Source organism: Cupriavidus metallidurans CH34 (assembly GCF_000196015.1).
Classification (GTDB): Bacteria; Pseudomonadota; Gammaproteobacteria; order Burkholderiales; family Burkholderiaceae; genus Cupriavidus; species Cupriavidus metallidurans.
Genome location: NC_007973.1, coordinates 1,665,097 through 1,689,430, shown reverse-complemented (window position 1 = coordinate 1,689,430; position 24,334 = coordinate 1,665,097). Strand labels below are relative to the sequence as shown.

Annotated in this window: 23 protein-coding genes; 3 read left to right on the top strand and 20 right to left on the bottom strand. The window is 63.5% G+C overall.

Features of this window, described 5'->3' with window-relative positions; genetic code table 11:
* Positions 1-172: 172 nt before the first annotated feature.
* The 3 genes from RMET_RS07885 to RMET_RS07875 all read left to right on the top strand — a co-directional run bounded on the left by RMET_RS07885 (position 173) and on the right by RMET_RS07875 (position 3,487).
* A complete protein-coding gene (locus tag RMET_RS07885) occupies positions 173-958 on the top strand; it encodes a TetR/AcrR family transcriptional regulator (protein WP_011516304.1) in 786 nt (261 codons plus the stop codon).
* Positions 959-1,058: 100 nt separating this feature from the next.
* Positions 1,059-1,892, top strand: coding sequence for an alpha/beta fold hydrolase (locus tag RMET_RS07880; RefSeq protein WP_011516303.1), 834 nt, complete (start codon positions 1,059-1,061; stop codon positions 1,890-1,892).
* A gap of 62 nt (positions 1,893-1,954) precedes the next feature.
* Complete coding sequence (locus RMET_RS07875) at positions 1,955-3,487, top strand: flavin-containing monooxygenase (RefSeq protein ID WP_011516302.1); 1,533 nt, start codon at positions 1,955-1,957, stop codon at positions 3,485-3,487.
* Between the two features lie 97 nt (positions 3,488-3,584).
* On the opposite strand, the gene RMET_RS33425 is transcribed toward RMET_RS07875, so the two are convergent.
* The 20 genes from RMET_RS33425 to RMET_RS07770 form a co-directional block, all read right to left on the bottom strand.
* A protein-coding gene (locus tag RMET_RS33425) for an IS3 family transposase (RefSeq protein WP_196776403.1) occupies positions 3,585-4,948 on the bottom strand; the annotation gives its coding sequence in 2 pieces (ribosomal slippage) (positions 3,585-4,474 and positions 4,474-4,948; 1,365 coding nt in all).
* A 288-nt stretch (positions 4,949-5,236) separates the two neighbouring features.
* Entirely contained in the window at positions 5,237-6,157 is a 921-nt protein-coding gene (locus RMET_RS07860; protein ID WP_011516299.1) for a nucleotidyl transferase AbiEii/AbiGii toxin family protein, read from the bottom strand.
* A complete protein-coding gene (locus RMET_RS07855) occupies positions 6,154-6,891 on the bottom strand; it encodes a type IV toxin-antitoxin system AbiEi family antitoxin (RefSeq protein WP_011516298.1) in 738 nt (245 codons plus the stop codon). Before RMET_RS07855 ends, RMET_RS07860 begins: the two co-directional genes overlap by 4 nt.
* Positions 6,892-6,985: 94 nt before the next feature.
* The gene (locus RMET_RS07850) at positions 6,986-7,246 is read right to left on the bottom strand and encodes a DUF2274 domain-containing protein (protein WP_011516297.1); all 261 of its coding nucleotides are present in this window, start codon (positions 7,244-7,246) and stop codon (positions 6,986-6,988) included.
* Complete coding sequence (locus RMET_RS07845; RefSeq protein WP_011516296.1) at positions 7,243-8,511, bottom strand: TraB/TrbI/VirB10 family type IV secretion system protein; 1,269 nt, start codon at positions 8,509-8,511, stop codon at positions 7,243-7,245. Before RMET_RS07845 ends, RMET_RS07850 begins: the two co-directional genes overlap by 4 nt.
* Before the next feature lie 2 nt (positions 8,512-8,513).
* Complete coding sequence (gene trbG, locus RMET_RS07840; protein ID WP_011516295.1) at positions 8,514-9,515, bottom strand: P-type conjugative transfer protein TrbG; 1,002 nt, start codon at positions 9,513-9,515, stop codon at positions 8,514-8,516.
* Entirely contained in the window at positions 9,512-10,216 is a 705-nt protein-coding gene (gene trbF, locus RMET_RS07835) for a conjugal transfer protein TrbF (protein ID WP_011516294.1), read from the bottom strand. Before trbF ends, trbG begins: the two co-directional genes overlap by 4 nt.
* Before the next feature lie 12 nt (positions 10,217-10,228).
* Positions 10,229-11,614, bottom strand: a complete 1,386-nt coding sequence (gene trbL, locus RMET_RS07830; protein ID WP_011516293.1) for a P-type conjugative transfer protein TrbL — start codon at positions 11,612-11,614, stop codon at positions 10,229-10,231.
* Positions 11,611-11,943, bottom strand: a complete 333-nt coding sequence (locus tag RMET_RS07825; RefSeq protein ID WP_011516292.1) for a hypothetical protein — start codon at positions 11,941-11,943, stop codon at positions 11,611-11,613. Before RMET_RS07825 ends, trbL begins: the two co-directional genes overlap by 4 nt.
* A 12-nt stretch (positions 11,944-11,955) precedes the next feature.
* Positions 11,956-12,681 carry a P-type conjugative transfer protein TrbJ gene (trbJ, locus tag RMET_RS07820; RefSeq protein ID WP_011516291.1) on the bottom strand — a complete coding sequence of 242 codons (726 nt, stop codon included), beginning with the start codon at positions 12,679-12,681 and terminating at the stop codon, positions 11,956-11,958.
* Complete coding sequence (gene trbE / locus RMET_RS07815) at positions 12,678-15,107, bottom strand: conjugal transfer protein TrbE (RefSeq protein WP_011516290.1); 2,430 nt, start codon at positions 15,105-15,107, stop codon at positions 12,678-12,680. Before trbE ends, trbJ begins: the two co-directional genes overlap by 4 nt.
* A 15-nt stretch (positions 15,108-15,122) precedes the next feature.
* A complete protein-coding gene (locus RMET_RS07810) occupies positions 15,123-15,395 on the bottom strand; it encodes a VirB3 family type IV secretion system protein (RefSeq protein ID WP_011516289.1) in 273 nt (90 codons plus the stop codon).
* A complete protein-coding gene (locus RMET_RS07805; protein ID WP_003103996.1) occupies positions 15,392-15,775 on the bottom strand; it encodes a TrbC/VirB2 family type IV secretion system protein in 384 nt (127 codons plus the stop codon). The genes RMET_RS07810 and RMET_RS07805 overlap by 4 nt, the downstream gene beginning before the upstream one ends.
* Entirely contained in the window at positions 15,772-16,848 is a 1,077-nt protein-coding gene (gene trbB, locus RMET_RS07800) for a P-type conjugative transfer ATPase TrbB (RefSeq protein WP_011516288.1), read from the bottom strand. The genes RMET_RS07805 and trbB overlap by 4 nt, the downstream gene beginning before the upstream one ends.
* Positions 16,845-17,309, bottom strand: coding sequence for a ribbon-helix-helix protein, CopG family (locus RMET_RS07795; RefSeq protein ID WP_011516105.1), 465 nt, complete (start codon positions 17,307-17,309; stop codon positions 16,845-16,847). The genes trbB and RMET_RS07795 overlap by 4 nt, the downstream gene beginning before the upstream one ends.
* On the bottom strand, positions 17,306-19,315 hold the full coding sequence (locus RMET_RS07790; RefSeq protein ID WP_041240133.1) for a conjugal transfer protein TraG: 2,010 nt from the start codon (positions 19,313-19,315) through the stop codon (positions 17,306-17,308). Before RMET_RS07790 ends, RMET_RS07795 begins: the two co-directional genes overlap by 4 nt.
* 236 nt (positions 19,316-19,551) lie before the next feature.
* The gene (locus RMET_RS07785) at positions 19,552-19,830 is read right to left on the bottom strand and encodes an EexN family lipoprotein (protein ID WP_011516286.1); all 279 of its coding nucleotides are present in this window, start codon (positions 19,828-19,830) and stop codon (positions 19,552-19,554) included.
* On the bottom strand, positions 19,827-20,771 hold the full coding sequence (locus RMET_RS32140; protein WP_023087427.1) for a LysR family transcriptional regulator: 945 nt from the start codon (positions 20,769-20,771) through the stop codon (positions 19,827-19,829). Before RMET_RS32140 ends, RMET_RS07785 begins: the two co-directional genes overlap by 4 nt.
* A 91-nt stretch (positions 20,772-20,862) precedes the next feature.
* Entirely contained in the window at positions 20,863-21,216 is a 354-nt protein-coding gene (locus RMET_RS33535) for a hypothetical protein (RefSeq protein ID WP_231138485.1), read from the bottom strand.
* A gap of 196 nt (positions 21,217-21,412) precedes the next feature.
* Positions 21,413-24,328, bottom strand: a complete 2,916-nt coding sequence (locus RMET_RS07770; RefSeq protein ID WP_003049965.1) for a Tn3-like element IS1071 family transposase — start codon at positions 24,326-24,328, stop codon at positions 21,413-21,415.
* Between the last annotated feature and the right edge of the window lie 6 nt (positions 24,329-24,334).

The window sequence follows — 24,334 nt, the reverse complement described above, 5'->3', positions numbered from 1 at the left end:
GCCCCTGACGACGGCAACCGGTCAGGTTTGGCAAACACGCCAAATGGGTTCGGCAGACGCCCAACTGCATGGCAGAACGGAAATTGCAGCCGGCCCGCAGTTCCGGCTTGCACAATAGGCTACAGGGACTATAAATAGAACCATAAATCGAATTCTATTTGGGAGACACAGCATGCTCGATGTTCCCATCGGCAGCGCCAAGGCATCGCCTGAGCGATCAGATCGATCTGATCGCCAGACAGATGCGACACCCCCCAAGAACCGCAGACTCGCCCTGCAAGCCCGCAGCCAGGCAACAGAGAAAGCGCTGCTGGATGCAGGCCTGGCCCACTTCGAAGCGCACGGATTCGAGGGCTTGTCGATGCAGGCGGTGGCTGAATACGCTGGCACATCGATCGGCGCCTTGTACTTCCGCTTCGGAGACCGCGAAGGCTTCATTCAGGCCGTGCTGGAGCGCGGCTTCGACCAGATCCGCCAGGATACCGACGACTTGCTGGCCAAGGTCACTACCGAGCATGCATCACCGCACGAAGTCATCAATGCCTTTGTGGACCTGGCCGTACGCGTACAGAAGAAGAGTCATGGCGTATTCCGTGCCGTGCTGCAGCGTGCGCTGGTCGACCCCAAAGCGTGGGAGCCCGTGGGTCGCCTGGGAAACGACGCCACGCGCCGGCTGGTGTCCGCACTGAGCCGGTTTCCGGAGGTGGTAGCCATCCCCGACTGGGAAGCGCGCTTGATGTTCGGCGTGTACGCAGCGCGCAGCGCGCAATTCAACGCGATGTACAACAGCCAGGCGCCGCTACCCAAGGGCCATGTCGCCATGGTTCACGTGTTGTACGAACTTATCGTGAGCTATCTCGGCCTGCCTCCAATCGGGCGCGTCGGCCAGGGCGCTAAGGATCAGGGCGGCCGCCCCAGGAAGCTCGCCACCTCATCGCGTACCCGCCATACGCCGTAGACATCCGCGTAGGCATTAACGGCCAGCAAATCGAGCGTTGGCTGCAAGCGACCTGACGCAGTCTGGTCGATCCCTTTCTCTTCCTCACTCAAGGACTCCTATGCAACGTCTGAATGTGGACGCGCCCGGCATTCCCAGAACCAGTGTGCTGGACGCGGGCCAGGGCAGAGCCACAATTCTGATTCACGGCACGTCCTCAAGCGCCGAAATGGGTTGGGCGCAGTTGCTGCCCAGGCTGGCAGCCAAACGGCGCTGCCTCGCGTTCGACATGGTCGGCGCAGGCCAGACCGAAGACCCGGGCGGCCCCATCGCCCTGACCACGCTGGTCGAGCAGGTCCGCGCCGTCGCCGACCTTGCTGGAGACGGCAAGCCTCTGGATCTCATCGGCTATTCGCTGGGTGCCGTCGTCGCCGCGGTCGCGGCCGCTGCAATGCCCGATCGTGTGCGCCGACTGATCTTGCTAGGTGGCTGGGTGCAGAGCAGCAGAAGCATGTGCGTGCTTTTTGACCTCTGGGCGGAGCTGTCACGAACCGACAAGCACCAGCTTGCGAGACTGCTGCTGGTCAACGGCGTGTCCGATACCTTCTTTCAAGCCAACTCCACTGAGGCGATACAGACCGCACTGGACCGCATCGCCAACCTGCTTTCTGCCGGAGGCGATCGCCAGGCCGAGCTCGATGCCACGATCGATATTCGCGCCGAGCTACCCAGGATAAGAGCCCAGACCCTGGTGATCGGTATGCAACAAGATCGACTGGTGCCGCCCGCGCATTGCCGCGATCTGGCTGCAGGCATAGCGGGCGCGCGTTACGAGCAGATCGACTGCGGCCACCTCGTCACGCTGGAACAGCCCGGTGCCCTGCTCGATCTGGTTGAAAGTCATCTTGATAGTCCGACAGGACATTGCCACGAAGAACGACACGGTGGCGCATGACGTCATCGGCGTTCTTCACGTGAGTGGCCAGGGCCACATACGATATCTCAGGAGACAACCCCATGAATGCCAACATCTTGTCCGGGCGCCAGCCTGCCCGACCCGTAGCCACGGAGCATTTCGACGTGATCATCGTCGGTGCGGGCATCTCGGGTGTAGGCTCGGCCTATCACATGCGGACACAATGCCCCGGCAAGCGTTTCGTCGTGCTCGAAAGCAAGGACAGCTTCGGAGGCACCTGGCACACACACCGCTATCCCGGTGTGCGCTCGGATAGTGACCTCTACACCTTCGGCTACCGCTTCAAGCCATGGATGGGAAAACCCATTGCGACTGCAGAGGAAATCCTCAGCTACATGGCCGAAGTAATCGAAGAAAACGACCTCGCTCAGCACATCCGCTATCGCCATCGCATCGACGCGGCCTCCTGGTCTTCCGCCGAAGGACTTTGGACCCTTGATACCACACGCCTGGAATCGGGAGAGCGCGTACGATTCACCACCAATTTCCTGTGGATGTGCCAGGGGTACTATCGCCACGATCAGGGCTATCTGCCCGAGTGGACGGGCATGGACAATTTCAAAGGCCCGTTGATTCACGCGCAGACCTGGCCCGAGGAACTGGACGTCCAGGGCAAGCGTGTGGTCGTCATCGGCTCGGGCGCTACCGCTGCCACCGTCGTGCCGGGACTGGCCCGCCTGGGTGCCAAGGTCACCATGCTGCAACGCTCGCCCACATACTTCATCTCGGGACGCAACGCCAACGATCTCGCAAACGAGCTACGCCGGCTCGAAATCGACCCAATGTGGATCCACGCGATCATCCGGAAGAAAGTCCTGATGGATGGCGCCATCTTCGCCCGCCGCTCACGTGAAGAACCAGAGGAGGTGCGCAAGGAACTGCTTGCAGGGGTTCGCGCGCAGCTTGGCGAGGACTTCGAACTCGAACCGCATTTTTCACCACGCTACCGGCCTTGGCAGCAGCGGGTGGCGTTCATTCCCGATGGCGACATGTTCGCGGAAATTCGCGAGGGCAACGCCATCGTGGTCACTGACGAGATCGACCGGTTCGTCGAGGACGGCGTCGTGCTCAAGTCCAACGAGAAGCTAGACGCCGACATCGTTGTGGCCGCTACGGGCTTTCAGCTCAGTGTGCTGGGCGACATTCCGTTTAGCGTCGACGGCCAATCGCTGGATTTCTCGAAAACCGTGACCTATCGCGGCATGATGTTCACTGGCGTGCCTAACATGGTCTGGGTGTTCGGCTACTTCCGCGCCAGCTGGACGCTACGGGTTGACATGGTCGCCGACTTCGTCTGCCGCCTGCTGAAGCACATGGATGCCACAGGAGCAAAGCAAGTCACCCCACAACTCCGTGAAGACGAGAAAGACATGCCTCTATCCGAGTGGATAGACGCCGACAACTTCAACCCCGGCTATCTCATGCGCGACATCCAACTCATGCCCAGGAGCGGCAACACGCGCGAGTGGCAACACACGCAAGACTACTGGGGAGAGAAGGATGAGTTTCCCGAGATTGACCTAACGGATGGGGTATTCCGTTACGACGCAAATCGTCCGTCAGGTAATGCCTGAGCCAGGCCGTGGTCGACAGACCGGTGCCGGAAAAATGGCACAAAAAAGCCCGCAGTTATGAACTGACCCCAAGAAGTTGGACAGTTAAGGCGGTAGGCTAAGCCATAGAGGGCTGAGTCCTGTATTGCACAGGACTCAGCCCTTTTAGTTTGGTCCTGATGCGGTGGTGATTGTAGTAGTGGATATAGCGGCGCAAGGCATCCTGCAACTGGTCAATGGCGGTGAACTTGCTCAGATAGAAGCATTCGGATTTGAGCGTTCCAAAGAAGCTCTCCATGGCGGCGTTGTCCAGGCAATTTCCCCTACGTGACATGCTTTTTGTCACCCCGTGCTCGGCCAGCACCCGCCGGTAGGCCGGCATCTGGTATTGCCAACCCTGATCGGAATGCAGCAGCGGCCGTTGAGCACTGGAGAGCTTGTTCAATGCCTTCCTGAGCATCGTGCCAACCAGGCTGAAGTGCGGTCGCCGGCTGGTCTGATAGGCCACGATTTCCCCGTTGTATAGGTCCATAACAGGCGAGAGGTAGAGTTTGTCGCCGCCGACATTGAATTCGGTCACGTCCGTCACCCACTTCTCATTCGGGCGCCTGGCTTGGAACTGCCTCTGCAACAGGTTAGGCACGGACACGTGACCTGGCCCTCGGTATGAGCGGTACTTCTTTGGCCGAACCAAGGATCTCAGGCCCAGTGACTGCATCAACCGCTGGACCACCTTGTGATTGATCGTCTCGCCAGATCGTCGTAGTGCCGCCGTGATCCGCCGGTAGCCATAACGGCCCTTATGATGGTCGTAGATGCTCTGGATACGCGCCTTCAAGTCGGCGTACCTATCGCCGGCCCCGATAACCTTGGCCTGGTAATAGAACGTGCTGCGCGACAGTCCAGCAACCTTCAGTAGCGCCGCCAAATCATAGTGTTGCCTCAGTTCGAGCACTAGCCGCGCTTTTTCTGTGCGGCCGCTTTCTTGGCCTGAACCAAGGCATTCCATTTTTTTAGGTACGCCACCTCCGCGCGCAGGTATTCGTTCTCTTTACGCAGATCTTCCAGCGTGCGGGTCTCTTTGACATTCGAGGCCGGTGGCTTGGGAGGTATAGGAGCCGACATTGTCTTCGTACGCCCTCGTGGTTTGGGCGCCAGTGCGTCTATTCCCTGCGAATGATACTGGCGTTCCCACGCCGAGACGACAGCAGTCCCGCCCCTCAGATCGAACAGAGCAGCAACCTGTCGGTAGGACAACTCGTCGCGCCACATCCGCCGTAGCACCGACAATTTGAACTTCGCGCCATACCGGACAGATTTCTTTCTCAGCCCTGCTGCACCGTGATGAGCATAGCTGCCAACCCAGCGCCGTATGGCTCCCGGGTCCACACCCAGTTCCTTGCCCAAGGCCTTGAAACCGGAAGATCCTGTCAGATAGCGCTCAACAACCTGGCGCTTGAAGCTCTCATCGTACTTCGCCATGAAAAACACCCCAAAGGTTGAACGGGTGTCCAACCTTTGGGGTGCAGTTCAGTTACGCGGGCTTTTTTGTTCTCTGGTGCTACTCGGCTCTGGCCAGCGCCAGAGGCCGAATCACTCCCACTCGATCATCAATGAGCCACGTAAGTCCGCGTGGTTAAAGGGATTTGCGATGATCGAAATGGGGCCTTACCGTCGTCTTTACCGTCTGCATCGGACATCTTTTGCTGGCGCGGGAGATGGGGCGATTAGCGGGGTGACGACGCTGGCGGCACCATCATCAATCGCCTTCTAGCATAGCGCAGATAGCTGCTTGGCGAGCAGGTCAGCCTGCTCGCCAAACTTCCTCGCATCGACCTTCTGCAACTGCGCCAGGTTGCGCAGCTTCCAGCGGATGCCCGGCAGATGTTCGAGGTGTGCGATGCCCAGCAATGACCACTCCGGCGTGCCGACGACCAGCGACAGCAGGAAGCGCCGCTCGTCGTCGTCCAAGCCCTGCTGCACTTCGCGCACCATGCGTTCTCGCGTGGCGAGTAGCGCATCGAGCGGCACGGGCTCGACTGTCATGCCTTGGAAGTTGTGCTCGTAGTCATGCCGGATGTCCCGCAGCGGCGTGAACAACACTTCATGGATCGGCCGGTTGCTGCTGGCGAGGTAAACCACGAAGGCGCGCCGGATGCCAGGCGTGATGCCCTCGTGCGCAAAGAGCTGCATCACGTCGAACAGATCGCGTGGGTGCTGCCGATCCAGTGCCGCCACCAGCTTGCCGCCGTACACGTCTTCCAGCGACACCACCGGAATCTCTAGATCGGCCATCAACACGTCGCGGGCAACCGGCGTCAGCGAAGCACGGCGCACCGGCTGCACCGTGCCACGCATGACGAAGTTGACTTCGACCTTGACCTGAATCGAGCCACGACGCACCAGCAACTTCGTCTCTCCTGCTGCTGCCGCTGGTGCGTGCGTCTGGAAGCCTCGTTTCTTCAACCGCTCGGCAGCCTGCCGAACAGCCTCGTTGATGCGCGCCAGCGCCTCGTCACGCGGCAGCGTGTGATCGGGAAAGACCAGATCGAGATCAACCGACAGACGCGGCATGTCGCGCACGAACAGATTGATCGCCGTGCCGCCCTTCAAGGCGAAGGTGTCATCCACGAACACCAGTGGCGCCACCTGCGTCAGCAGGCGCGCGGTATCGAGATAGGTCTGGTTCATGGCTTGAGCACCAGCAGGCCGTCGGCCGACCGAGACACCCAAGGCCGCTCGCTGCCCGTCGGCAGCGAGGCCGAGTCGAGCTTGGCCACCCAGGGCAATGACGCCTCGCGGCCGAGTTGCAGGCACAGCCGCACGGTCTTGACGTTCGTGCAGTGCTGCAACAGCTCGCGCAGCACATCGGCACGCAGGCTGTACGCGCCTTCGACGAGTTCGCGGGCTTCCTGCAAGGGCTGGCGCACGCCAACCTCGCTCAACAGTTCCAGCAAGGCGCGCTCCGGCGCCGACACCTGCGGCGCCCCGCCGCGCTTCTCAAACGGGCCGACGTGCAGCATGGCGTCCGGCTGCTCATCGAACAGGCGCTTGCGGTGGTACTCGGCCGGGAAGCGTTCGGTGAACCATTCCGGCAAGCGCGCAGCCTTCCAGCCATACAGATGCAGCACCGGCTGCTGCGGCACGTACTGGCGCACGCCGTACCAGTCCAGCGCCGACTTGCCGCCGACGTGCAGCCCCTCGAATTGGCGCTGCAACAGCAGCAGGCTGGGATGGAGCGCCGGGGAATCGTTCGGGCGGCAGAAAACCCCCCGCGCCAAGCGCGTCAGCCACCCTGCCCGGACGTAGTGAACGGCCAGGTCGGCAGAGATGCCCAACGCCGCCAAGTCCTCCGAGGTCAGCGGCGCTCCCGGTGCCAGCCGGGTGTAGAGCGCGTTTAGCTTGCTTGAATTAGTCGTAGTCATACTACGATTTTTACAACTTTCCCAAGCGGAAGTCAATTTGATATGGCGAACCCAGTCGTAGTTTGGATACGACAACGGCAACATATTCAAAATCTCATCCCTTCGGCGCAGCCGTGCGGGAAGACGATCGGGTGTCGTCTCCCCTGCCCCGCCGGAATCCTCGATCCCCAGCAATGAACGCCTCCAGCATGTGCGGGATCAACGTCGTTGCATCGACGGCCTCGCCATACGCCTGCGCGTGCAGCGCGGCGTAGGCGTCCAGGTCGGCTTTCAGGCTGGCCGGGCAGGTGAACGTCAGCTTCGTGCTACCGCTGGACGGCAACGGGCCGAGGCGGAGTTTTCGGGCGGTACTCATCGCGCACCTCCAAGCTGATAGAACATGGGTTGGTAAGGACGCAACACGAGGTCGCGCGCCACGATCACCCGAACCGGCAAGCCCGGCCGTGCCGTCAACGTCGGCTGGATGTTCATGTTGCGCCGGGTGATCTCTTGCCCGACCTGATTGATGCTGTCCTGGGCGCTGTCGCGCCCGGCGATGACGATGCGGTTGCCGTCCTGGCGGTTCTCCGGCGCGGCCAGCTCGGCGCCGACGCCCAGCAGCGTCGTCAGCACCGCACCGGCAAAGATGCGCTTCCAGTGCCAGTCCACGTCGTCTTCCAGGCCCGCGTAGCCGGCCGGGTCAGTGCCCACGAGGTTGTCGAGCGTCAGCGATGACGTGTCCGGCAGGATGACGCGGTTCCACACCACTTGCACGCGGCTCTGCCCATAGCTGACCTGGCTGTTGTATTTGCCCAGGATGCGCGATCCCTGCGGGATCAGCAGGAACTTGCCCGTGGCCGTGTCATAGACCGGCTCCGTGACGGTGGCGATCACGTCGCCCGGCAAGTCCGACTTGATGCCCGTCACCAGCGCCCCGGCGATCACCGTTCCAGCCATGACCTGATACGGCGACGTCGGCAGCGCCAGATTGCCGGAATTACGGGTTTCCGTAGAACCGGCTTTCAGGAACGCCTCTTTCTGGTCTTGCCGGTTCTGCACGGCGGTCGGGTCGGCGGGCTGGGCCGCCGTCGAGGCCGGCCCGGCGGCGAGCGGATCGAAGGCCGCGAGCGTGCTTGCCACGCCAGGTACGCCCGGCGCTGCCTGCGCCACCGTGGCCGCGGCTTGACCACCCGAGCGGAAGAACACCGACGAAGCCGCAGCGGCCTCCGCTTCCTTGCGCAAGGCGTCGTTGGGATCGTGGCCGGGGGCCGCGTAGGCGGCCACGGCTGGCTGCTGCGAGTTCACGATGGCCGGGCCGAGGTCGCCCGGCAGCGGCGGCCCCAGCTCGGGCACCTTCGGCGGCAGCTTCGAGTAGTCGGCCGGCAGGCCGTCCAGCCCTTCGGACTTCGAGACACGATCCACGTTGTAAAGCTCGGTCTGCTCGCCCGCGCCACGCCGGTGCGGCTGCAATGACCAGATCGTGGCCCCGAGCACGGCGACCGACAGGCCGCCGACGAGGATGGCCAGCGTGCGCCGATTCAGGCGCGTGACCGGGCGCGGCTGGGCGCGCAGCGCCACCGCCTCGGGCGCCACCTTGCCCGCCGAAGGCGCGGCAAGGTCGGGGGTGTCGTCCTGGCTCATCGTCAGTTCCTCCCGACCGAGCCCACGACGCCATCCGTGCGCTCGATCCGCACCACGTCGCCCTTGTCCCCGCCCAAGCGCAACTCGGCGGCGCCGAACAGGCGATCGACGATGAAATACGGCGAGCGGAAGCGGTAGTTCACCAACTGCCCGTCGCCCTGGGCGCCAATGACGAACAGCGGCGGCAGCTCGCCCTGGGCGATGCCCGCTGGAAACTGGATATAGACCTTCGCGCCATCGTCGAAGGCACGCAGTGGCTTCCACGGCGGATTGCTGCCGCTGATCGCGTAGCGGAAGCGCAGGTTCTCCAGCGACAAGCCAGAGTCCACGGGCGCGGCGGCGCTGGCCGCCTGCGCCTGGCGCTGCAAGGCCAGCATCCGGTCGCGTGGGTATTCCCAGGACACCGACGCCATCCACGTTTTCTCGGTCGAAGCCAGCTCCAGCAGGTACGTCCTACGGCTGGTGGTGATGACGAGATTGGTCTTGAGGCCCGAGCGGATCGGCTTGACCAGCACGTTCACGCGCAGGTCGGCACCGCTGCCGCTGGACGTGTCGCCCACGATCCAGCGCACGGTATCGCCGGCGGCCACCGTCACCAGTTCCTCGCCCGGCTGGAGCGAAACCACGGTCACGCGGCCCACGGCCGCATAGACCTGATAGAGCGCGCCATCCGTGAAGGGCCACACCTGAATCGCGTTGACGTAGCCCTCGCGCGTGGGCGCGACGCGGGCCTCGGCATTGGCGCGCGAGACGCGCACCTTCTCGTCGGCCGGCTCCGGCGCGGGCTTGGCGTCCTCGGCTTCGGGCAGCGGCTTCAATTGCGCCGGCATCGGTAGCACCTCGGGCACGGCCACCACCTCTATCGGCGTCGGCGGCTCAGGCAGCGGCTGGGCCTGCACTGACTCATCGAGCGAGATCACGGGCGGCGGCTTGCCCTGCGTGGCGCAACCCGCAAGGGCAGCAAGCATCAACGGCAAAGCGTAAAAGCGGAAAGACAGGCTCATGGTTTTGCTCCTTCGGAAGAATCCAGTTCGCGGCTCCACGACAGGCCATTGACGTAAATGCCGAGAGGGTTCTTGCGTAGGCGTTCCTCGGTGCGTGGGGTCTGCTGCACGATGGAAATCACGGCGTTCCAGCGTTCAGTGCCTGCGGCAGCGCCGTTGACGTAGCGCCGTTCCGTCCAGCGCACGTTGAAAGACGTGTCGCTGGCACGGGTCACGCTGGCGATCTGCACCGTCACCGACTCCTTGCCGATGCGCGCGAACGGATCGTTCACGCGGGCGTAGTCGTTGAGCGCCACGGCGCCCTTGTCGGTGGTGTAGTCGTAGGCGTCCAGCCAGTTCTGGCGGACGACAATGGGGTCGATGGACAGCGAGCGCACCAGCGTCACGAAGCGCGCGATGTGGTGCGCCGTCTGCGCATCGTTGGGCCGGTAAGGCGTGGCGGCTTCGCCCACGGCGCGCACTTGGCCCGCGTTGTCCACCTCCACCACATAGGGCGTCACGATGGACTGCGCCGAGCGCCACACCAGGCCGCCGGCCATCAGCAGCGCGAGCGTCAGGCAGCCGAAGGCCATCAGCCGCCAGTTCTTCGCCTGCACGCGCGGCGAGCCGATGCGCTCGTCCCACACCTGGCCGGCAGCTTGATAAGGCGTGGCAGCCTGCGGCGTGTCGGCATAGCGCACCTGTGGTTTCTTGAATCGCATGGTCAGTTCTCCTTATGAATCGGAATCGCGCAGGCTCGGCCCCTGGCCGGAGCCGCCGCCATCGCCACCGCGCAGCGTGTGGGCGGTGGTGGTCGCGGCATGGGTGAGTTGCTGGCGGCGATGCAGCCGCTTGGCCCAGGCGGGTTGCGCGTTGGCTGCGCCGGAAGTGGCTTCGCCTGTTGCGGCCTGGCCGGATGCCCCGGCTCCGCCGGCTGTCGCGCCAGAGTCAGCGGCCGGGCCATTCCAGCCAGCGCGGAATGGAGCTGCCATTCGCTGCCCGGCAGCGGAAGCACGCGACACAGCCGCGCGTCCGGCCGACTGCGCGCCTGTCTTGGCGACATTGCCCAGGCCCGCCATCGCGCCCTTCGCGCCGCCGCCAGCGGCGGCGGAACCGGCCTGAAACGCCGACTTCGCACTGCTGGCCGCCGACGTGGCGGCGCGCGCGCCGCTACCGGCCAGCTTGGCGGCAGCCGGGGCCATGCGAGCGCCAGCAGCCACGGCGCCACCCACGCCCGTCGCGGCGGCGCCGATGGCGACGGCGGTGCCGGCAGCGCCGACAGCAGCACCGGCCATTGCGCCCGCGCCGAGCTGTGGCGCACCGGAGACGAGGCCCGTGGCGATGCCGGGGCCGAAGATCCCAAGCGCCAGCAAGGTGAGCGAGGCCAGCATGATGACCAGCGCATGGTCGATGGACGGCTCGGCGGGATGGACTTGGAACTGAGCGAACAAGCCCGAGCCGATACCGACGATCACGGCCAGCACCAGCACCTTGACGCCGGCGGATACCACGTTGCCCAGCACCTTCTCGGCCAGGAAGCTGGTCTTGTTCCACAGCGCGAACGGCACCAGCACGAAGCCCGCCAGCGTGGTCAGCTTGAATTCGATCAGCGTGATGAAAAGCTGGATCGCCAGCACGAAGAAGCACAACACCACAACCAGCCAGGCGAGGAACATCACCACGATGGGGTCGAGGTTCACGAACACTTCGGGGAAGCCCGCCATCTTGCCGATCTGCTTCAGGATCGGCGCCCCGGCGTCGATGCCGGCTTTCGCCAACCGGCCCGGCTGCAAGAAGTTCCCCATCGTGATGGCCGAGCCGGTGGCGGTGATGCCCAGTCCGGCAAAGGATCGGAAGACGATGCCGGCCAGCCAGTTGAAGTTGTTGATGATGTAGGCGAAGGCACCGACGTAGAGCACCTTGCGCAGCAGCTTGGCGATCACGTCCTCGCCCTGGCCGGTGGCATGGCTCATGGCCCAATACAGGCCGGCGATCGTCATGTCGATGACGATCAGCGTGGCCGTGAGGAACGCCACTTCGCCCCGCAGCAGCCCGAAACCCGAGTCGATGTAGGTGGAAAAGGTGTTCAGGAACTGGTCGATGATGGTCACGTCATTCATGGCGTGTCCTCCCGTTGGGCGGGAACGGCTGGCGCCACGCCATCGGCCGGTTCATCGAAGCTCGGCGGGATCGGCGGCAGGTCGGCCGCCGTCTGGTACTCATCCGGCCCGGCCTCGCCGGAGAAGAAGCGCCGCCGGAAGGCTTCGGCGGCGGCGCGGCAAGCGTCCTCGCCCGTGGCCTGCATGACCTGTTGCGGATGGGCCGCGCATTGCGCGCGCAATGCCTTGAGCCGCACGGGATCGGCAGCCAGGGCGTCGGCAAGGTTGTTAGCCGGCTGCTTGCCGCAAGCGGCCAACAGCACGGCGCACAGGACGAGGACGCATCGCATGGCGGCCTCCCGTCAGTTGCCGTAGAAGTTCACGGACTGCGGCGTGTACGGCGTACCTTCACCGAGGAAACGCCGCCGCACCTCGCGGGCGCGCTCCGTGGCCGCCGCCTGCCGCGCCAGCTCCAGCGACGCCGCCCGGTCCTGCGTGATCTGGAGCCGCTGGGTCTGGATGGACTGCTTGGCTTGCAAGGCCAGCAGTTGGTTCGTGGCCTGCATGGCTTGCAGTGCGCCAACGGCGGACTGGCTCTTGCCGACCAGATCGGCCAGCACGCCTTCATCATCATGGAGGTTCTGCGATGCCTGGGCCTGCATCTGCATCGTGGTCTGCAAGCCATTGAGCGTGTTCTTCCAACGCTCCTGCGCGTCGCGGTACATCTGGTCGCCGCTCACCGTGGCAGCGTACTGCTCGGGATACAGGCGCTGAAACTCCCGATCCAGATTCGTCACGTCGTAGGCCAAGCCGCGAGCTTGGGCGATCAGCCGCTCGGTCGTCGCCAGATTGGTGCGCAACTGGTTCACCACGCTGGACGGCAGGCTGGCCAGGTTGCGCGCCTGATTGATGAGCATCTGTGCTTCGTTCTGAAGCTGCTTGATCTGGTTATTGATCTGCTCCAGTGTGCGGATCGCGGTCAGCGTGTTCTGCACGAGGTTCGTGGGGTCGATCACGACCCATTGCGCATGGGCGGTGGCGGTGCAAAGCATGGCCGCGATGGCGGCGGCGATAAGGCGCTTCTTCATGGCAGGTTCTCCTGTGGGTGGTCGGTGAACGAAGGCAGCAGGTCAGCCGCCCAATCGAGGCCGCGATGGCGCAGCCAGGCGTCCGCGAAGCCGGGCACGCCGGCGTCCAGCAGCACGCGATCCATGTCGCGCTGGTCTTGCGGCGTGGACGCGCCCGCGAAGGCCAGCGCCGCCGGCCCCAGGTCGAGGTCGAATAGGCGGTTGCCGAGGCGTGATTGGTAGTAGTAGTCGCGTTTGGGCTGCGCAGTGGCGACGATTTCGATCTGCCGCCTGTTGAGCCCGAAGCCCTCGTAGATCGTGTGAATCTGCGGTTCGGTCGCCTGCGGGTTCGGCAGGAAGATGCGGCTCGCGCAGCTCTCGATGATGGCCGGGGCGATGCTCGAATCCTTGATGTCGGCCAAGCTCTGCGTGGCGAAGATGACGCTCACGTTCTTCTTGCGCAGCGTCTTGAGCCATTGCCGGATACGCGCGGCAAACACCGGGTCATCGAGAAACAACCACGCTTCATCGAGGATCAGCAGCGTGGGCGCCCCGTCGAAGCGTTCATCGAAGCGTGCAAAGAGGTAATGCAGCACGGCCATGACGGCGGCCTTGCTGTGCATCAGCTCCTCCATCTCGAAGCACTGCACGTCGGCCATACCGAGCCGGTCGTGGTCGGCGTCCAGCAGCTTGCCGTGGGCGCCACCGAGCACATAGGGCGACAGCGCCTGGCGCAGCGCATTCGATTGCAACAGCACCGACAGGCCCGTCATCGTGCGCTGCTCCACCGGCGCACCGGCGAGACTTCCCAGCGCCGACCAGATGGCCGCCTTCTCCTCTGGGCCGACAGCCACGCCTTCGTGCAGCAAGCGGCCCTCGATCCATTCGGCCGCCCAGGTGCGGTAGCCCTCGCGGTCGATGCGCGCGAGCGGCTGGAAGGCGATTTCGCCATCCGTGCCCAGGTCGTAGTGCTCGCCACCGAGGCCCAGGATGGTGGCCCGCATCGAGCGCCCCATGTCGAAGGCGAAGATGCGCGAGCCGGGGTAGCGCCGGAACTGCATTGCCAAGGTGGCGAGCAGCACCGATTTGCCCATGCCGGTCGGCCCGGCCACCAGCGTGTGGCCCACGTCGCCGATGTGCGTCACCAGCCGGAACGGCGTGGCGCCATCGGTGCGCGTGACGATCAGCGGCGGGCCGTCGAGGTGGTCATTGCGCTCGGGGCCAGCCCATACCGCCGACACCGGCATCAGGTGCGCCAGGTTCAACGTCGAGACGATGGGCTGGCGCACGTTGGCGTAGGCATTGCCGGGGATCGAGGACAACCAGGCATCCACGGCGTTGAGCGTTTCGGGGATGGTGACGAAACCCCGACCCTGGATGACACGCTCCACCATGCGCAGCTTCTCGTCCGCCACGGCGGCGTCCGTGTCCATGACGGTCACGGTCGCCGTCAGGTAGCCGAAGGCGACTTGATCGCTGCCCAGCTCCTGCAAGGCGGCGTCGGCATCGGCGGCCTTGTTGTTGGCGTCGGTATCGACCAGCGGGCTTTCCTGCTGGAAGATCGTTTCGCGCAGCAGCGCGATGACGTTCTTGCGCTTGGCGAACCACTGGCGGCGCAGGCGGGAAAGCTCTTTCTCCGCCTCGGCTTTGTCGAGGCAGAGAAAGCGCGTGCTCCAGCGGTACGCAAAACCGAGGCGGTTGAGGTCGTCCAGAATCCCCGGCCAGGTCGAGGTTGGGAAGCCCCGCACTGACACCACGCGCAGGTGCTGGTCGCCCAGCATGGGCGCCAGGCCACCGACCAGCGGCGAGTCGGTCAGCAGCGCGTCGATGTGGAACGGCACTTCGGGCACCGCCAGCGAATAGCGCCGCGTCGAGATGGTCGCGTGCAGGTAGGTCAGCGTCTGCGCGTCATCGAGCCAGTCAACTTCCGGCATCACGCCGTCGAGCAGGTCAAAGACGCGATCCGTTTCCGCGACGAAGGCTTGCAGCCGCTCGCGCCAGTCCACGCCATTCGTCGGCGTGTTCTCGTAGAGCATCTTGGCTGCACGGGCGCGGGATTCTTCCGGCGGCAGGTAAAGCAGCGTCAGGTGGTAGCCGCTCTCGAAGTGATTGCCCGAGTCCTCGAAGGCGGCCCGGCGTTCTTCCTCCACCACCCACGAAAGCGGCTCGGGAAACTCCGAGCGCGGATAGTCGGCAGCGGCGCGGCGCTCGGCCTCGATGAACAAGGCCCAGCCAGAACCCAGCCGGCGCAATGCGTTGTTCAGCCGTGCCGACGTGGCAATCAGCTCGCCTTGCGTCGCGCTGTCGAGGTCAGGCCCGCGAAACCGGGCCGTGCGCTGGAAACTGCCGTCCTTGTTCAAGACGATGCCCGGCGCGACCAGTCCGGCCCAGGGCAGCCAGTCGGCAAGCAAGGCCGGGCGCTGGCGGTATTCGGCGAGGTTCAGCATCGCGGCGTCCTCCCCTCACACGTCCAGCAGCGGGCGGTGCTTGATGTGCCGGGCGAAGACCTGCATGAACTGCGGATCGACGCGCGCACCCCACACCGCCAGCGAATGGCCGACGATCCAGAGCACCACGCCGGGAATCCACAGTTGCAGGCCCAGGCCGACAGCGGCGGTCAGCGTGCCGTTGGCGATCGCCACGGTGCGCGGCGCACCGCCCAGCAGAATCGGCTCGGTCAGCGAGCGATGCAGCGGCACCTCGAAACCGTCCGCGAAGGTGTCCGGGGCACTCATACGACCGCCCCGCCGGAGAAGCTGAAGAACGACAGGAAGAAGCTCGAAGCCGCGAACGCGATGGACAGGCCGAACACGATCTGGATCAGCTTGCGAAAGCCGCCCGACGTGTCGCCGAACGCAAGCGCGAGGCCCGTGGCGATGATGATGATGACCGCGACGATGCGCGCCACCGGCCCCTGGATGGATTCGAGAATGGATTGCAGCGGGCCTTCCCACGGCATCGAGGAGCCGGCGGCCTGCGCGGTTCCGGCCAGGAACAGCAGCAGCGCGGCCAGCAGCAGCCCTTGCCCCGCAGGGCGGGCCAGGCAGCGCAGCCGCGCAAGACGCAAAGCCGGATTTGCAGAAAAACGGAAAGCAGGAATGGTCATCTGCGTCATGGCAGTTCTCCAAGTGAGTCAGGGGATGGGAAAGTCGCCGCAGCGGGTGCGGCATCGGGAAGCGGCGGCAGCTCGGGAAACGGCGTGTCCAGTGCATCCGCCTCCCAATCCACCAGCCTGTAGCCCACGCCGTCGAAGCCGACGACGCGGGCGATGCTCTCGATGCGGCGTTTGCGCCCGCGCCCGGCGATGTGGATCACCACGTTGACCGCTTCCGCGATCAGCGCGCGGGGCGGGTTCACCGCCACTTCGAGAATCAGTTGCTCCAGGCGCAGCAGCGCGCCGAGCGCGGAGCCGGCGTGGATCGTGGCGATGCCGCCGGGGTGGCCCGTGCCCCAGACCTTGATGAGATCCAGCGCCTCGGCGCCGCGCACCTCGCCGACGACGACACGATCGGGCCGCAGTCGCATGGACGAGCGCACCAGCTCCGTCATGGACACCACGCCCGCGCGTGTGCGCAGCGGAACGTGGTCGCGGGCCGCGCATTGCAGTTCCACAGTGTCTTCGAGCACCAGCACGCGGTCGCCGGTGGCGGCGATCTCGGCCAGCAGCGCGTTCGCCAAGGTCGTCTTGCCGCTGCTGGTGGCGCCGGCGATCAGCACGTTCTGCCGCTCGCGTACGGCGCGAACGAGAAAGCCCGCCTGTGCGGCGGTCATCATTCCCTCCACGACGTAGCGCTCCAGCGGAATCACGCCGATGGCCCGCTTGCGCAGCGCGAAGGCCGGCCCCGGCGCTGCCGGCGGCAAAATGCCCTCGAAGCGTTCGCCCGTCTCGGGCAACTCGGCGGACAGCAGCGGCTGGCCGCGATGGACTTCCGCGCCAACGTGGGCGGCCACGAGGCGGATGATTCGCTCGCCGTCCGCCTCGGGCAGTTCCACGCCCATCGGCGCGCGCCCACTGGAAAGCCGATCCACCCAAAGGGTGCGATCGGGATTCAGCATCACCTCCACCACGTCCGGGTCTTCGAGCGCGGCGGCGATCAGCGGCCCCATCGCCGTGCGCAGCATCTGGATGCGGCGGTCGAGCGACGTGGCACTCATGGACTGCCCTTCAATGGAGATTCGGGCGCTCATGACGCACGCTCCTGCGCTTGCGTGGCTGCCGCCGCGTCCTCCATTCGCATCGGGTCGGGATGCAACTCCTCCACCACGTCACGCACCAGGCTGCGGCCCCGCAGCAATTGGCGGCCAAGCTGCTCGGTGAACTGCTCGAAGCGCGCCTTGCCCTGGGCGCGCGCCGCCTCCTGATGGGCCTCCGGCACCGGCGTGCTGACGGTCAGGTAGTAGCGGATGAACAGCGCCAGCGTCTCGATGGCGATGTTCTGGTCGCGCTCCATGCGCTCGGACTGGCGCGAGAGGCGATCCAGCCGCTTGGCGATGGCTGCCTCGCGCTGGTCGGCGGCATCGGGCGACAGCCACGATGCGAGCGCCGCCGCGACGATGGATGACTTGGACACGCCTTTCTTGGCGGCAAGCTCGTCGAGCCGCTTGGCGTGCTCGGGCTGGATAAAGAGGTTCAGGCGATAGTGGCTCATAGCTCGATTCCGTCGTTGGGGTCGAGGGAAGCCAGCCGGGCCGTGCGATGCATGGCTAGATCGAGCTGGCGAGGAAGCGGAAGCGGCAGGTCGTCGTCGTCATCGAGCAGCCCAAGGTCGGCCGCGGGAGCGGCCAGCTCGGGGTCGTAAGCGACGGTTTCGGAGAGTTCGGGCTGACGGCGCGGGCCGCCGTCGTCGGCCGTACCCAAGTCCTCCAGGCCATCGGCGGATGCCGTGGCTGGTGCGGTGGGCCCAGCAGGAATCGCCAGCCCACTCCAGTCGTCGGATCGCAATGGCGGCGCGTCTGCGTACTGCCCGTTCGCCAGCGTGGGCGGCGGCAGCACGCGACGCTTGAAATTGGCGTCCGCGTAGTAGCGCAGCTTCTTCGCCTTGATCGGCGCCACGCTGGACACCATCACCACCGCCTCGTCAGGCGGAAGCTGCATGACTTCGCCCGGCGTCAGCAGCGGGCGCGCGGTTTCCTGGCGCGACACCATCAGGTGGCCCAACCACGGCGCGAGCCGGTGGCCCGCGTAGTTGCGCTGGGCGCGCAGTTCGGTCGCTGTGCCCAGCGTCTCGGAAATCCGCTTGGCGGTGCGTTCGTCGTTCGTGGCGAACGTCACGCGCACATGGCAGTTGTCCAGAATCGAATGGTTCTGCCCATACGCCTTGTCGATCTGGTTGAGCGACTGCGCGATGAGGAAGCTGCGGATGCCGTAGCCGGCCATGAAGGCCAGCGCCGTCTCGAAGAAGTCCAGGCGCCCCAGCGCCGGGAACTCATCGAGCATCAGCAGCAGCTTGTGGCGGCGCTGAATGCCGTCGGAGCCATCGAGCGATTCGGTGAGCCGCCGCCCGATCTGGTTGAGGATCAGGCGGATGAGCGGCTTCGTCCGCGAAATGTCCGAAGGCGGCACCACCAGGTACAGCGACACCGGATGCTCGGCCGCGATCAGGTCGGCAATGCGCCAGTCGCAGCGCGACGTGATTTCGGCCACCGTCGGATCACGGTAGAGGCCCAAGAACGACATGGCGGTGCTCAATACGCCGGAACGCTCGTTGTCCGACTTGTTGAGCACTTCGCGCGCAGCGGACGCCACTACCGGATGTGGGCCATCGCCGAGGTGAAGCGTGGTCATCATCCGGTGCAAGGTCAGCTCGAAGGGGCTGGCCGGGTCGGAGAGGAAGTTGGCGACGCCGCGCAGCGTCTTGTCCTCGCCCGCGTAGAGCACATGCAGGATGGCCCCGACCAGCAGCGCGTGGCTGGTCTTTTCCCAATGGTTTCGCTTCTCCAGCGCGCCTTCGGGATCGACCAGAATGTCCGCGATGTTCTGCACGTCGCGCACCTCATGCGCGCCGCGGCGAACCTCCAGCAGCGGGTTGTAGGCGGCCGACTTCGCATCGGTGGGGTTGAACAGCAGGCAATGCGAGAAGCGCGAGCGCCAGCCGGCGGTGATCTGCCAGTTCTCGCCCTTGATGTCGTGGATGACGGCGGACGCAGGCCAGGAAAGCAGCGTCGGCACCACCAGGCCGACACCTTTGCCGCTGCGCGTGGGCGCGAAGGTCAGGACGTGTTCCGGGCCTTCGTGGCGAAGGTACTGGCGGTCGTGCTGGCCCAGGAACACGCCGGCAGGCTGCGTGAGGCCGGCTTTGTGAATATCCCCCGCGTTCGCCCAACGGGCCGAGCCGTAGGTCGTGACCAGGCGCGACTGCCGCGAGCGCCATATCGACATGCCGATGGCAACCACCACCGCGAGCAGGCCGCTGCCGCCCGCGATGGCGCCACCGGTATCGAACACGCGCGGCGCGTAGGCGTCGAAGAAGAACCACCACTCGAACAGCTTCCACGGGTGGTATATCGGCGTGCCGAGAAGATCGAACCAGGGCGAGCCAAGGCGTAGCTGATAGCCAAGGGCGGCTGCTGTCCATTGTGTGGCGCCCCACACGCCGGCGATCACGATGCCGAATACCACGGCAATCTGACCGAACAGCACGTTCGTCCCTTGCATGACCTAGCCTCCGATTTCTCCTGCGCTTTTTCCTCATGGGAAGCGCGGCACAAGGACGTGCCGCAAGCGTCAGAATCGGTGCCGGGTCAGTGCCGGTCAAAGACCGTTTAGAGCAGAAAGGTCGAGGAAAAAGAAAGAATGAGTGCGGTGGCGAGCCAAAGAAAAACGCCGCAAGCGCGGGCGCATTGCGGCGTGTCGAGAAAAAAAGTGAAGGCGAATCGGCGAGCGACCAACAGTCAGAACTTTGGCGACTCTTTCGGCGGTGTATAGGGCGTTTCGCCGTCCCCATAGAATCGCTTGCGCGTGGCTTCCGCCACTCGATTGCAGAGCACGTCTCCCACCTTGGGGCGGTCGGTTTTGCACTGCTGGCGCAGTTCTTTAAGCCGTTCGGGATTGGCCGCCAGTTCTTCCACCGTTGCAATATCCGCCTCCGACGTATTGGCCTTCTGAGGCACCTCAGATTGGCCGCAGGCAGTCAAGGCGACACCTAGCAACAGCGGAACGATCTTCTTCATGGCACAGCTTCCTCGGGTGGATTGGGGCGGTGGCCCATTGCGGATCGAGGGGTATCAGGTACTTCGATGGCTTGCACGCGCTCAATAAAGCGAGCCAATACATCTGAGGGTTCGCCTTCGGTGTGAAGCAGGTAGGTCGTCAATGGTGGCACGCGCGAAGCCAGTGGTCGTGCTACGACACCTGGTTCACGGCTCGCAGCAATATGAGTCGCGCCCGTCAGTGCTAACGCAAAGCCAGCCGATACCAGCGCCATCATTAAATTGCCAGTAGCAACTCGTTCAGCAATCAGCGGCTCCATGTCTGCCTGACGTAACACTCTATCAACGTGCTTTGCGTGACCTTCGCAGATCTGCGGATCGCAGAGGACCAACGGATAGCGCAATAGCTCATCCAAAGGTATTCGCTTGTGAGCCAGAAGTGGGTGTCGGGCCGGCACTGCCACCATAAGCGCATCGCTCCACACAGGTATTGCCACAATTCCATCGCCGACTTCATCGGACTGCGCGAAGCCGACGTCATACAAATCATCTTGAAGGCCTTTTATCTGTTGCGAAAGCGTCACCTCAAAAAACCGGAGTTCAATTTCCGGCTCTTCTTGCCGACAGAGCGCAAGCAATATCGGTAGACGCGACGGTGTGATGCCATCCGATAACGCAATGCGCAGTTGTCCCTGGAAGCCGTTGGCGACAGCCTTGACACTGTCCTGGGCTTGTTGAAAGGCAGCCATCACCCTGTATGCGCTCTCCAAAAAAAGTTGACCCGCGCGAGTCAATCTAGTGCTGCGCGTGGTACGTGAGAAGAGTGTCACCCCCAACTCTTCTTCTAGTTCTTTTATGGCTCGCGATAGCGGCGATTGCTCGATATGCAGTCTTTCCGCGGCACGGGCAAAATGCAGCTCTTCGGCTACGGCAATAAAGTACCTAAAATGCCTAAGATCCATACAAGCCCGCCGTAGGGAATCGCGCCCTGAGGTCATTCGTATCAGTCAAGCCTTGCAACCTGCTCTTCTATTTGCCGCTCAAGGCTTCACGTCACACGGGCTTGATCGTCATAAGGGCAGCTACTGCCAAGAAGAGCGCCGGCTTTACGCTGGATATCAAAATCCCGCCCAGCCGCCCTGGTACGTGTCGGCGCATTTGGCTTTCCAGCCACTCACTTCTTCTTGATTTGCCGGCTACCAATCCAAGCGCAATGAGAGTTAATGACGCAATTAACCAAGGTGACGCCATTATTTCCCAGCCAATCACGCTCACCAGCGCAAAGCCAGATAGGGCCAGCGCGATTCCGCTGATGGATATCATTCGACTAATTGGAGTCGTTGCCCTTTGCCAATCTGCCGAGGCCATTTTTGGTCGCGTATATGTCAGCACCGGAAGCGCCATCATGCTCCCGACAGAAACTATCGCCATCAAGACGTGAATGGTTTTAATTGATAAGTGGGGTCTCCTCGTTTTCAGTGCAATAAGTGACGGTACGAAAAGCTAGCACTGGCGCGGAGGTGGTGTTGGTAGATCGTTGATTTCATTGACTTTCCTGTTCACTTTCAAATCTGCGATTCGTGGCGTCAAACCGTGGTCGGTTTCATCCATTGGTGCCAGTTATCGATGCATTTGGCCGCGAAGGCAGGATTTGGTCAGCATAGCGGTCAACCGGGAAGCGAAACACACCCCGCAAGTTGATGCTCTCCAGCCTGGTGGGCGCAATCTTCCCGATCAGTTCCGGTGGAATGACCTGGCGGCGGTTCGACCAGCGATCCAGGACCGCCTGCATCTGTGAGGTATTCCACGCCATCACGATGTTGGCCATCAGGCTCAACGCATCGGCCACAGCCTGCATTTCATCGACACGTTTGGCCTGCGCCGGGCTGATCCGGCCGGTATAAATGGCGCGCTTGAGGGCGTTAACAGCCTCGCCCCGATTGAGCACCCGGCGCAACTCGTTCCTGAAAGCGTCCTTGACAAAGTAGTCAGCCAAAAACGCCGTACGCAGCAACCGCCCCAATTGCACGCCAGCCTCATAGATTGGATCGCCCTGGGCGGCAGAACCGAACCGCGCAAGAGCTGCCACCGCACTGGCATGTCCGCTCATGACCGAGGCTGCCAGGTGCACCAGACTATCCCAATGCTTTTCGATCAAAGCGACGTCGACATTGGCTTCGCACACCGCAGCGATTTCTGCGGGCACTTTGGTGCCGCGTGGCACAAAGAGGTGGCGCTGTTTGAGTTCCTTCAACCGCGGGCAAAGATCAAAACCAAGCAAACGGGCATGTGACATGGCAAAGTCGGTGTAGCCATGGGTATCCACAGCAAGCTGGCTGGTCTCCAGCTTTTCTTGGCGGATGACACCTTCAATGGCCACGCCCGCCTGGCGCTCATTGAGCACAAAGGGCTGCGCATGGAAGATGCCCCACCGGTCTTTTACATGGGAGTAGATTCCAATGGAAGGTGTGTTGCGCCGAGGATCAAGCCGGGCTTGCCACACCCGTTTGGTGGTCTCCATGCTCATCATGTCAGAAGATGCCAAATCGGACCGCCCCCAGGTGGCGGCAATCGGGTGTCGCTGCATGAATTCCAGCACAGCCTGGCAGGCCTGGCTCAGACGCCGTTCGTCCCGCGCCCAGCGCATGGCCTGGCGAATGCTGGTGGCAGACAATTGCGGAATCATGCGCGCGCATTCGACCGCAGTCAGACTGGTGCCGTGGGCCATGATGCCGGCATAGACCATCAGCAGCTCGTCGGTAGAGCGCGGCTCACGTCCGAGCATGATCCAGCTAAAGCGCACCTGGGCGTCAACGGCCAGAATCACTTCCGGCAATTGAACCTCACCGATGCGGTGATCCAAAGCCGCGCGCAGCTTGGTCACTTCTGGGTCTTCGTCCTCTGCGGGCAATGGCGACAAATGGAGTTCATCATCCACGCGCAGTACGCCACTGCGGGCTGCAGCGGCCACCGCATCGACACCGGCAGTTACTCTGGCCAGCAAAGGCTTCAAGAAAGTGGCAGCCTTGCTGGGTAACGATAGACGGGCATAGTGTTTCTTGGACTCTGCCTGCCAACGCTCGTCCGTGAAGAACAAGCGCGCACGACCCCGAAAGCTCAGGCTGTGCTCAATCCAGACCGAGCCATTGCGCACCGCGCGGCGCAGGGCAAACAGGGTGGCCACCTCCAACGCCTGAAACGCCCGTTCCCGGTCTGGGCTGGAGATCGAAACCTGCCAGATCATTCCCAGACTTGGTGCCACCACTTCAACTGGCAGCTTTCTGGATCCTTTGAGATATAAAGCTTGCAGCTTGGCAAGGTACTCGATGGCAGGATGCTCGCCGGTGGCCTGCCAGGGCAGCTTTGCAATGGCGACGAGCAACGACCGCACGGGGCGAATTCCATCAATCAATCCCTCGCGGACCAGGGAGGCCCTGCTCGGTGGTTTGCGTTTCTGGGTTTCGGTGATCAAGGCTTCAAGACGGGCACGCAACTCAGCATCTGGCACCGCACCTTGCGCGCTCAAGGCAACAAGTTCGCCGAGCAGCGTTTTGTACATTGCGGCCCAATTGACGGTAGCGGGGACATCGGCGGCAGCCTGACGCCACAGATCGGCGATCCGGCGCTGCACCATAAGGATCAACTGGTCTGTGGTGGTGAACAGGCAATACCGAAGAAAGCATGCGACCTCCACGGTGCGCGCTGGCTCTTTGATCTTGGCTCCGGCTGAGGGCGGCCTGGAGACAAGTCGGCGCGCGTAGCGGCGCAAGATGAGATCGGGGATGTCTGCCAGGTGCTTATGAACGTCCAGCGTGTAAAGCAGGTCGATGCGCTCCAGTACCTCGCTGATTTGGCGGGTTGAGTGTTTCGCCGGTGCAGCCCATAGCCAACTCTGCTGGGTTTGTCCATCTGGGCGCAGCTCTGAAACTGAGGCTCGCCAGCGATCAAGTGTTGCTGGATCAACGCTGGCGGCGATGGCGGTGCCTGTTTCAACTTCAAGCTGGGCAAGTGCCGCCGCAATCAGTGTCCGAATTGCCCGCTCGTGCACGATCACCAGCTTGTTCTTGTACAGCCATTGACGCGCCCGCACGAGTAGCTGATCGCGGTCGGCGCAGCGCGCCACTTCGTCGCGCAGTTCACGTACCAGTGAGCGGCGCTGGTGCTCGCTCATCCACTGGAATCCAAGGACCGTGCAGGCTACTTGTTGGTGATCGAATAGCGTGCGCCCGCGTTCATACATGGCTCTCAGCGAGGCGACTTCTGGTGCTGCAATGCCAAGCTCGTTGCCAAGGTGGCGCCACAAGGCTACTGGAATTACCCGAAAGGCACCGAGCAAACGCCCACTCATGCGCAGGAAACCAATATGGAGCGCCAGACCAAGCTTGTGGGAATCACCTCGGCGTGCATTGATTGCGTCGCGCTCGGCACCATCGAAGGTGAAAAATGCCTTCATCTCGAAGTCGCTGATATCGCGGGGGAGCCCACGCATCCCCAAAAACGTTGTGTGCCAACCCTGCATCGTGAA